General features: G+C 59.3%; 8 protein-coding genes. 2 read left to right on the forward strand and 6 right to left on the reverse strand.

The genetic code is table 11. The annotated features are described in order from the left end of the window. Positions 1 to 76: 76 nt before the first annotated feature. The 6 genes from ACMLHG_RS07400 to ACMLHG_RS07425 form a co-directional block, all read right to left on the reverse strand. Positions 77 to 925, reverse strand: coding sequence for an IS3 family transposase (locus ACMLHG_RS07400; protein ID WP_417170084.1), 849 nt, complete (start codon positions 923 to 925; stop codon positions 77 to 79). Between the two features lie 23 nt (positions 926 to 948). Further along, on the reverse strand, positions 949 to 1,248 hold the full coding sequence (locus tag ACMLHG_RS07405; RefSeq protein WP_417170085.1) for a transposase: 300 nt from the start codon (positions 1,246 to 1,248) through the stop codon (positions 949 to 951). Positions 1,249 to 1,346: 98 nt separating this feature from the next. After that, positions 1,347 to 4,643 carry a hypothetical protein gene (locus tag ACMLHG_RS07410; protein ID WP_417170086.1) on the reverse strand — a complete coding sequence of 1,099 codons (3,297 nt, stop codon included), beginning with the start codon at positions 4,641 to 4,643 and terminating at the stop codon, positions 1,347 to 1,349. Positions 4,644 to 4,664: 21 nt separating this feature from the next. Further along, on the reverse strand, positions 4,665 to 6,440 hold the full coding sequence (locus ACMLHG_RS07415) for a hypothetical protein (RefSeq protein ID WP_417170087.1): 1,776 nt from the start codon (positions 6,438 to 6,440) through the stop codon (positions 4,665 to 4,667). 23 nt (positions 6,441 to 6,463) lie between these two features. Then, a complete protein-coding gene (locus ACMLHG_RS07420; protein ID WP_417170088.1) occupies positions 6,464 to 7,240 on the reverse strand; it encodes a type II secretion system protein in 777 nt (258 codons plus the stop codon). Then, positions 7,237 to 8,205: a substrate-binding domain-containing protein gene (locus ACMLHG_RS07425; protein WP_294433183.1), complete on the reverse strand. Its 969-nt coding sequence runs from the start codon at positions 8,203 to 8,205 to the stop codon at positions 7,237 to 7,239. Before ACMLHG_RS07425 ends, ACMLHG_RS07420 begins: the two co-directional genes overlap by 4 nt. Positions 8,206 to 8,419: 214 nt before the next feature. On the opposite strand from ACMLHG_RS07425, the gene ACMLHG_RS07430 reads away from it, so the two are divergent. Then, positions 8,420 to 9,247 carry an MBL fold metallo-hydrolase gene (locus ACMLHG_RS07430; RefSeq protein WP_417170089.1) on the forward strand — a complete coding sequence of 276 codons (828 nt, stop codon included), beginning with the start codon at positions 8,420 to 8,422 and terminating at the stop codon, positions 9,245 to 9,247. Between the two features lie 58 nt (positions 9,248 to 9,305). Then, positions 9,306 to 10,508 carry an ABC transporter permease gene (locus ACMLHG_RS07435; RefSeq protein WP_417170090.1) on the forward strand — a complete coding sequence of 401 codons (1,203 nt, stop codon included), beginning with the start codon at positions 9,306 to 9,308 and terminating at the stop codon, positions 10,506 to 10,508. The last annotated feature ends 212 nt before the right edge of the window (positions 10,509 to 10,720 follow it).

Below are 10,720 nucleotides of genomic sequence, written 5' to 3' on the forward strand. Positions count from 1 at the left end.
GATACTTGTTGTTCCGGAAATATATTCAAAACATAAGGGGTATTCTGCGCCTCACCCCTAGGTTGGACAACTTTTATTAAAAGATTGGTGTAAAGACCCTTGGTTTACTATATCCCATTGTTTGCCGATTACAAGTTCCGAAATAGACTTCATCCGGCGTTCGATATTGGAGTGCCGAATGAATCCGCCTTGAGTTATAAAAATTCACATAATGCTGCACCCCGAAGCGGAGCTGCGGCAAGCTGACGTACTCTTTGATTTTGATGTCCTCATATTTCAATGCCCACCAGAAACGCTCCATTTTTGCATTATCCAAACATCGTCCCCGTCCGTCCATGCTGATCTGAATGCCATGGTTCCGAAGTTCCTCCACAAACTTCGAACTGGTAAACTGGCTCCCTTGATCCGAATTGAAAATCTCCGGTTTCCCATAGGAATCCACTGCCATTTTTAACGTTTCAACACAATGAAAAGCGTCCATTGTATTCACTACGTTGTAAGCCAAAACCTTGCGACTGAACCAGTCGACGATTCCTATCACAAATGCCCGATGTCCAGCGACCGCCGTGTAGGTAATGTCCATGCTCCATACTTGATTCGGACGTTCTATCTTGCATTTGCGCAGAAGATACGGGAATTTCTCATGTTCCGGATGAGGTTCCGAGGTATTGAAACGCGGACGTGGATAAACCGTCCGCAGATTCAAGCATTTCTGCAACCTGCGCACCCGTTTATGATTCACTCTGTACCCGCGGCGTTTCAGTTCAGCAGTCAAACGGGGAACTCCGTAAAAGGGCATCTCCATATAAATCTCCATCATTTCGTCCTTGACCCGCTCGTCGGAAGCTGTCCGGGAAATCTCTCTTTGGCTTTTGTAATAAAAGCTTGAATGAGGAACCTGAAGTAGCTTCAACTGACGATTCACGCTTAAAGCCGGATTCTGATCGCTTATTTGAGCTTTTCGGGATTCAAGCCGCAGGCCAAGGACACACTTCGTAAAAAGTCATTCTCGATTTCGAGGCGTCCGATTTTCTTCATCAGATCGTCCTCGGTATACGGCTTGTTTTCTTTCCGTTCGGCTTTGGACTGGAAAATCTCGGAAGCACCTCCCATGAGTTTCTTTTTCCACTGCTGAACCTGATTCGGATGAACCTGGTATTTCCCCGCGATCTCTGCCACAGTCAGTTCCCCGCGTAACGCTTCCAAGGCTACACGGCTTTTGAATTTTGAGTCATACGACTTTTTCATAAAACGCCCTCCTTTTCCAAGTTAATTTACGGGCATTTTACACCAAGTCAAGTTGTCCAGTTTTTGGGGCCAACCGCACATCGCACGCCTCTCCATTCTCAATGCTTCGCGTTTACGTTCCGCGCAATTTCAAAGAAGACGGTGTTGCCATCCCGGGAGGTATCGACGGAGAAGGTCGCCCAACCGTTCTCCACCCTGCCGGGAACGAGGACCACACCGCTTCGTTTCCCCTCGAGTGACAGCGGGTACAGGCGCAGTTCCGCCGCATTGGCGTGCCGGACCTTCACCGTGAACCGGGAGTTGCGCAGCAGCGCGGGAACCGTGCCGTAAGTCTCCACCCGGCACATCTCCTGATCGGCGAACTTCATACCGCTGTTCAACGCATTGGTCAGCCGGACCAGCAGCAGACGCCCGGCGTTCCGAATCGGCCGCAGGCCATCCATCGCAACCAGCGAGAGATTGCCGTCGCAATCGTGCGACACCACTTCAAAATCAGCCAGTTGCGCGACAGCGCCGGAGCGGCCGCACATCCCCTGCAGACGCGGGGTGTTGACCGTCATGAAGTTCCGGGAGTTCTCCAGATAGAGTTCGCCGGTCTCCGACTCGAACACCGTCCGCCCGTCGGAACGGTTTGCTTCTGACAGAAATCCCTTCCGGCGAAGCATGGCAACGAGCGGTTCCGACCCAGCGGAACTCCCGGCATCCTCGATGAACATCCCCTCCACCCGGATCCGGCCGCCCCCGCGGGAGGGGATCAGCACCTCGCGCGCCCCCGCGGGCGTCACCTCCTCCGGAGAATCCACGCTCTGCTGCGCATAACGGACCAGCAGCGAAAGCGAGGTGAGCTCCGGCGACTCCACCGCATTGGGATTGCGTTCGAAAACCGACTTCCGGTCCGCGATGACCCGGACCGCGTGCTCAGCCGGAGCAACGTCGCCGCGGATGAACATGCACCAGGTCAGCAGAAGCGACCCGTCGCTGAGCGGATCGGCAGAGGCGCGGAACGGCCGCATCATACCACCCCGCCACGGATTGGCGTCCGTCACGGAAGACCGCCGGACCGGTTCCGCCCAGAGCGTCAGCGCATCGACATCCTGAAACGCCGCATACGCCCCCATCGTGAAGGAACGTTCATAGCGATACCGGTTCCAGAACGGCTGGTCGTACTCCGTGCTGAGCACCGGTTTGCCGAAAATTCTTCCCTGGGTCAGGCTGCGGATGAAATAGGCGTTGGCGGCGATGCTGCTGGTCTGCCGGTTGTAACTGCCCCGGCCGGTGGCGGAGGTGTTCAGCGGGTGATCGTGATAGCTGTGCATCCCCACGTAGTCGCAGTCGCGCCGGACAAAATTGTAGAGCAGCGAAGTGACGAAATCGTAGTTGGTAAGATACGCCCGGACGCCGACTTCCCGGAGCGTCTGCCGGTAGAAGCGCAGAAGATCCCGGCTGACCTCATAGATGAATGCATTCACGTCATCATCCTTCTTCCGGATGGTAAAACAGGGAATCTCCTCAAATCCGGCAAATCGGCTCTTGTGCTCCGCATTGTACGCCTCGATGGTCCGATAGCGTTTCCGGAGGAACTCCCGCCACGGGCCGACGGTCAGCGCCTGATTCTGCGGCGTGATGTCGCGATAGTTGAAAGCAAACTCCTGCTCGTTGTATCCTTCGAGCAGCAGCAGGGCCGGATCCTCCTTCAACTTCACGCCGGTGTATGGATTGACCCGGTCGAAAAGCCGTTTCACCCCCGCCTTCCAGTTCTCCCGGGCCTGAGGGGAAAAATAGAGGGCGTAGCGCATGTCCATGTGGTTGCGGTTATCGAACCGTTCGGGGTTTCCCCAGCGGTCGAACGGCCGGGGGAAAAAGCCGTACTGCGACTCCATCACATTCATCATGATGTAGATCCCGTTCTCCCGGCAGAGCTTTACCAGATAGTCGAAGTTGTCCAGCGCCAGCGTGTTGAACCCCGCCGGAGTGCCGGAAGCGTACATCAATGCATTGTTGATGTGAATGCGGATCATGTTGAAGCCGTGCCGCACCAGATCGCCGACATACACCTCCAGCAGACCGCGGCTGCCCAGATTGGTGGGGAATCCCAGGTTCATCGTATCCGGGGAACAGAAAAAACGAATGCGCCGCGAAGGCTCTTTCGCGTAGACGAACCGCCCGTCGCGAATGACCACCCGGGTCTCCTCGCTGATTTTCCGGCGTTCCATCCGGCCGGAGAGATCCAGAATCGAACCGGGTTCCCGCAGATGAAGGTTGGAAAAGCGCAGCGGTTTCCCCCACTCCGCCCCCTCCCGGATCGTCAGCGGCTTCGGCAAAGGGGCGGATTCCGGCTCGAACTTCCGCTCCGACAGCGTCGCGCCGCAGAGAATCCAGGTCGTCTCCCCGCCCTCCGGCTGAAACGAGACGGCGGAAACCGACTCCTCCGGAAGCTCTAAACGGGTCACATACAGAACCCGCACAGAGCCGTCCGGCAGTTTCACCCGCAGCGCATCCCCGGCATTCGGCACCGCTTTGCCCCCCCACCAGTCGCCGACATCGCGCCCGTCCGTCACCGGAATCTCGCGCCGGCCGCCGGGAGTCTGCAGCAGAATCCGCCCGATTACGCCGCTCCCCTTCGCGTAGGAGAGCGCGTGGAGCAAATAGAGATACCGGGCCTTGACCGGCGTCGGGAAAGCGAACTCCACCCCGGCGCTCCCCGCCGGATTGTGCCGGGATTTCATCACGACAATGGAGGGAATCTGCCGGTTCCACAGTTCGGTAAGAAAGAACGGCACGCCGGCAACGTGGCTCTGCTGCCGCAGGCGGGAGAGGAAGCCCCGTCCATCCCGCCCCGGCCCCTGATCGGTCCAGCCGCCCCGGCCGTCTCCGGCGGTCTCATCCAGCCAGGCCCGGTTGCCGGAACGGAAAAGCGGCAGAGCGTTCCCCAGGATCTCGACGTTGAGATTCCGCACTTCGAAACAGCCTCCCGCACGCTGAAAGCCGATCAGCAGCGTGATCGACTCCGCCTCGAAACCGACCTCCGCCGGAAAGGAGAAGCGCTTCCAGGCGGTATCTCCGGGCGTCACGAAGGCGCCGAAATAGGAGTCCCCCCCTCCCCGCTTCCGCACGATCAATTGAACCATGCCCTGTTTTTTCCCCAACGCGGGCACCGAATCAATCCAGCGGAACTCGCCGGAGACCTCCAGCAGTTTCCCGGCATACCGCGAAATCTCCAGATTCCGCCGGATGTCGGTGCGGAACCAGCTGGCAGCATCGGGCAGCCGCGTCGCCGTGCACCGCACGGTATGACCGCTCCAGACAAATCCCTCCCGCCCGGAGAAATCTCCGGCGAACCCCGATCCCCCCGCCGCCAGCAGGAAGACGGCAAGCAAAAGCGAAATTTTTTTCACGTCCATTCCTTTCTTCAATGATTATGCATTGCGTTCTTTTCGAGCGGGTTCCAGCAGATATTCTCCGGGCGGAAGCAGAAATTCCCCTGCTTCGGCGAAATACTCCCGCCCCGTCCGCCGGCAGGTGCACCGTACCGTTTCAAACAGCGAAAAACGAAGCCGCAGCGGCCGCTCCGACAGCTGGGAAACCGGCAGCTCCCGGAGGCAGCTCACAAAGCGGTTCGCCATCGAGAGAAACGCCCGCCCCCGTGCCGGTTCCCGCAGGTAGCGCTGTTCCGGAAACAGAGAAAGTTCCCATCGGTTCCCGTCCGTGGAATGCAGCACGTAAAGGCCGTTCCCGTCACAGGAGACCAGCGGCGAAGAGCCGCGACCGCAGACCAGCCGAAGCGCCGCCGGGTCGACCGGCGGAGCGGAGCAATCTCCGCTGTGGCAATAGCTCGCCCGGTCGCGGTAGAGAACCCGGTCCCCCTCCCGCCGGATGAGGAAGTTCTCCGAGCTCCACTCCTCCGGAGTCCGGCACAGATTCCCGTTCCGGCAATGCCGGAAAATCTCCCCCGCCGCGCGGAATGCCGCCGCCCGTGCCGGTGTGTGCGCGATGTTGAGATAGTGGACCAACCAGCCGGGATTCCACGCCGCCACCGCCGACGGCGTGTAGGTAAAATAGGCCGCCAGCTGAATGCCGTTCGCGGCGTACATTGCGGCCAGCGCGGCCAGCGGATATCCATTCAACGTGCAGCTGGCGTCGAACTCGTAGGCGATGCACGGTCGTTTCGTTGTCCGGGCGGCCAGCCGTTCGAAATGCCGGTCGGCCAGTGCCAGATGATTTGCGTCATCGGTATTGACACTGTCGAAGCCGTGGGCGTTGAGGTAGTTCCCGACGCTCTGCGTTTCGAACCAGGGGGAGGAGTCCAGCAGTTCGCGGAGCGCCTCCGGCGGCGCCCCGTTGTAGGAGTAGAACTGGCTGTTCAGCACCGATCCCTGAAAATAGTCGTTCGACATGCCCCAGAACCGACGGAAATAGTGTTCGGTCATCTGCCGCAGAAAGCGCCCGAACGCCTCCTCCTCCGTCACCGCTTCCGGCAGTTCGGCGCGGAAGGCGCGGAAACGCTCCTGAAATTCCCGCCGCAGGGGACCGCGCGACCAAATCGCCTCGATCATGTTCTCCGCGGTGATCCGCGGCTCGGGGGAAAGCAGGCGCCGGTCGGGGAACTGCATTTCGTTGACCAGCTCCCAGACCACCAGATTGCGATATTCCCGCAGGAGTTTCCCGCTGAAGGCGTTGCGGTGGGCGAACAGCGACCGGAAATACCGCTCCTGGCAGGCGAGTGCCTCCGGATGCCACAACAGAGCGTCGATCGAATAGAAGTTGGTGAAGCCGAACGCCTCCTGCGCCCCGATGTTCCAGTAGGCGTAGAGCCGCTCCTGTTCGAGCTGATTCTGCACCGAGTTCCAGTAGGAAATCGGCGCGATCATCAGAAAAATATTGCGCTTTTCACACTGGTCCATCAAGTAATCGAACACCCGCAGATTGGCGTTTTCCACCAGGTTTCCGGCGGGATCGGTGATCTCCCGCTCGTACATGTGGAGGCGGAGAAAATCCACGCCGAGCAGCTGGAGATGATCCAGATCCTCATCCACGGCCCGCAGGTGCTCCTTCCCCAGTTCGGCAATGTTGTAGAAGTTGTGGTTGAACGGTGCGTAGTAGTTGACCCCCCAGAGCGTGACATAACGCCCGCGGGCGTCGCGGATCTCCCCCCCGCTGACATGGAAGGGAGGCACAAAAGAAGAGCTGTCCATCTTGATTCCCTGATTTCTTACAGTTAGTAGAGCAGTTGAGCGCCGTTGACGGCAAAATGCTGAATGATTCCCCCATGAGCGACCCGGAAGCCGGCGAGATCGAGCGTGGAGCAGTGGCCGTCGGCATAAGCGACGCAGCCGGTGTTCCGATGGTGCAGACTCACCGAAATATCCTTGACCGATTTGCGCGGATAAACATGGAAGTACGGCGCGCCGACCGGCGTGGAAGTTCCGCTGATCCGCACCGTGTCGGTGAGCAATACGAATTCCGACGGATGTTTCAGGATGCCGACCCGGTTGTACTGGATCAACCGCCCCTCTTCGGTCACGGAGAACGCGGTCCCGAAACGATCGAAAAAGTCCGGCAGAGAAGAGGCGTAAGCCGCATCCACCAGCTCCATCATCCCGTAACTGATCACCGGGCGGTAGTAGTCGTGCGACGGACTTTTTTCATACCGGTCCGTCTGCTCCGGGCACACCATCAGCCGGATGCACGCCGCCGGATTCGCCGGATCAACCGAAAGATACTTCTGGAACATCAATACCCACGGCCAGTAACGGGAGGAGGCGTTGAATTCCTCACTGCGGCGGTTGTCGTCGATCAGCACATAGCCGGCGTTGTCGTTCATGTACATGGTCTGCGCCTTGACGATCTGCGACTGATTCCCGGTACAGGCGATTCTCCGGGCGGTCGAACGTGCCTTGTTCAGCGCAGGCAGCAGCATGCCGGCCAGAATCGCAATGATCGCGATAACTATTAAAAGTTCAATAAGAGTAAATGTTTTCCCCGTTGTTTTCATACCGTCTCCTGTTTTGCCTTGACCTTTGTTTTTTCTTTTACGGATCCCCGTGTGACAAGATGGGGAGCCACCCGGGTTGCGAACGGCCCGTGATGCAGCAGCAGCGGACGCTTGGTGATGTAATACTCCGCCAGATCGATCACCTGCGGAATGCTGAATTCAATCGCATCGACGGGAGGAAAACTCTTCAGATATGCTTCATCCGGGCCGTCGTAGACCAGAAGCGAGACCTCATCCGGAACCCGCACGCCCCGCTCCGTCAGCAACTGATGGAGACGGTCACCGAGTTGGCCGCAGGTGGCGAAAAAGGCCTCGGGCAGCGGCTGAAGCGCCTCCGATACATCATGACTGGAGTTCCGGATGAAACAGCGGCGGCACGCCCCGTCCGGATGGTCGCGCAGAAATTCATCCATAAACGCATCGCCGCGGTTGCGATGGCCGCTTCGATGGTCGTAGGAGAGCATGCAGACGGAATGAATGCCGACGCGCCGCAGATGTCTGGCGGCGAGTTTTCCTCCGAGATAGTGGTCTTCGCCGAGCGTAATGTCTCCGCCGTGATTTCCGAAGAGATTGATCAAAACCGCCTCCGGATTGGCGTCGCGAATCCGGGTAATCCATTCCGCCGGAGGATCACTCAGCAGAACGACGGTGGACGCCTCTTCCACCGCACGAAGAAACTCCTGTCGCGCGGACTCCGGGGAGAGCGGAATGAGTTCGAAAATCCGCTGATCCAGCTGCCGGATCAGCCGCTCTGCAATCCGGCCCGACCACTCGAGCTCCGGCTGTTCGATAACGATCCGCTCACGGCCGATCCGGGCGCCGTCGAAGAAACCGTTCCGGCTCAGTGCGGCGATCACCCGGCGCCGGGTGACCGGCCGGACATTCGGCGCATTGTTCAGCACCCGGTATATGGTTTTCACGTGAAGCGACAGCTCCGCGGCGATATCCCGGTAGGTTTTCTTCATTTTCGGTTCGTCCTCGTTGTATTTTATAAAATTATACCAGAAACTCCTGCGGAAGTCAATCCAGACACTTCGTTTTTTCCTCCCGTGTCATGTCCATTTTGTGACATTGCCGCCGCGTTGACGAAAAAAACTGTTTGATTTCCGGCAAAGAAGCAATATATTGTCGCTCGGGTGGATGTTTTCCGCCGACAACCCGAAAACGAGAGGTGTATCGATGAAACGTTGGCTGCTGGCCGGAGCCGCAATGCTCACACTGGGAAACGCCGCGGAACCGGAGCTGTCGAGCTCCCGGTTCGGGGAATTCGAGGTTACCGCAATTCAGGACGCCGCCACGACGATGCGGCAGACGCTCTTCGCCGCCCTGCCGGAACAGGAGTTCCGCCGCCTGGCCGGCGGAGACGCGGCCCCCGCCTCAGTCAACGTCTTCCTGCTCAAACGCAACGGGAAACAGATCCTCGCCGACACCGGATACGGCGGCAGCCGGGGCGCTCTGACCGCCAGGCTTGGTCAACTTGATATCGCTCTGGAGAAGATCGACTTCATCCTGCTCACCCACATGCACGGCGACCACATCGGCGGATTGATCGACGCGGCCGGGAAAGCGGTTTTTCCGACCGCGACGCTCCTGGTCTCCGCGCCGGAGCTGGCCTTCTGGCAGAAGGCCTCCGGAAGCGGCGGGGAGCTTGCCAGGAAGGTGCTTGCGGCCTACGCGGGCCGGGTAAAATCGTTCCAATACGGCGATGAGGTGCTCCCCGGAATCCGGGCGCTCGACGCCGCCGGACACACGCCGGGGCACACCGTCTTCGACACCGGCTCGCTGCTGATCGTCGGCGACCTGCTCCATGCCGCAGCGATTCAGCTGCCGAAGCCGGAGCTCTGCGCCAGTTACGACATGGATCCGGAGAAATCGGTTCAGACGCGACGGCGCTTTCTGGATCTCGCCGCCGACGCGAAGCGCCCGCTTGCCGGAATGCATCTGCCGGCCCCCGGCATCGTGCACATCCACCGGAGCGGGAACGGCTACGCCGCCACCTCCCGCTGAACGGCGTTTTCCCCGGCCGCACTTGCCGCAGGCTTGAAAAGATGGTATATTATCGATTATGCTCTATTTCATCATCAGGCGCACTCTCTATTCCGTGCTGATTCTGCTCGGCGTGGTCCTACTGACGTTCCTCCTCTTCAACGTCGCGGCAGGAGACCCCGCCGCGGCGGTGCTGGGCAAAAACGCCCGTCCCGACGAGGTGGAATCCCTCCGGCGCGAACTTGGCGCCGATCTGCCGCTCTTCTTCGGCAGACGGTGTCTCACGGAGGCGTATCCCGCCTACGACCGGGCGGAACCCCTCCGGCCGGGGGCGGAACGCAAGGAAGGTGCGATCCTGCTGCATCGCAACTTCCCCGCGGATCAGCTGGTCATGCAAATCACGGACGCCCGGGGGAAAACCGTCGAAACCGCAGTGCCGGAAGAGGAGACGCTCTGCTTTGATGAGGCGGAAACGGAGCGGGTGGAGTTCTTCCGGCTCCAGTCCAATCCGTTCCGCACCCAGTTCTTCCGGGCGCTCGGGGAGATCGTCTCGTTCCACGCCGCCTTCCCCTATGTCAAAGTGCTCGACTTCGGCAAAACCCTCACCACACGGGAGCCGATCAGCCGGATTCTTCTGCGCGGTGTCTGGCCCTCGCTGCTGCTGATGGTTCCGATCTTTCTCGGGGAACTGGTCATCGGCGTGGCGCTCGCGCTCCTTGCCGCCGCCTTCAAAGACAGCTGGATCGACCGTGGCCTCGTGCTGATCTCCGTCGCCGGAATGAGCATCAGCTATCTGGTGGTCATCATCTTCGCGCAGTGGTTTCTCGGCTACTACTACGACCTCTTCCCGGTGTGGGGATTCGAAGGATGGCGGTCGCTCGGACTGCCGGTTCTGGTCGGCATCCTCTGCGGCATCGGCGGAAATGTCCGCTTCTATCGCACCGTCTTCGTCAATGAACTGCGGCGCGAATACCTCCGCACCGCGGCGGCAAAAGGCGCCTCGCCGCTGACCATTTACGGCCGTCACCTGCTGCGCAACGCCGCGATCCAGATCATCACCCGGGCCAGTGCAGCCCTGCCCTTCCTCTTCACCGGGAGCCTGCTGCTCGAATCGTTCTTCGGCATTCCCGGGCTGGGATTCGCCGGAGTGGACGCGCTCTACAACTCCGATCTGCAGCTTTTGAAAGCGCTGGTCGTCACCAGCGCCCTGCTCTTCGTGGTGATGAATCTGCTGGCCGACCTCGCCTACGCCTGGGCTGATCCGCGCATTCGTCTGGAATGACGGGCAGTGACGGCGACCGCTAGAAAATTCTTCTCGTTCCGAACCGTTTTCGAGCTGGTGAGCGTTTCCATTCGATGCTTCAGCCACGGCAAATAACTCTCCCAAAAACGTTACCTACTGCGTAAAAAACGATTTGCTGTTTGTATTCAGCATGTTTCAGAGCAATCCGGCGGCTGCGTGCAGAGCCAAAATCCCGTTTTTTTTGAAAAATT

Origin of the sequence: Victivallis sp. (genome assembly GCF_048170485.1) — a bacterium.
Classification (GTDB): Bacteria; Verrucomicrobiota; Lentisphaeria; order Victivallales; family Victivallaceae; genus Victivallis.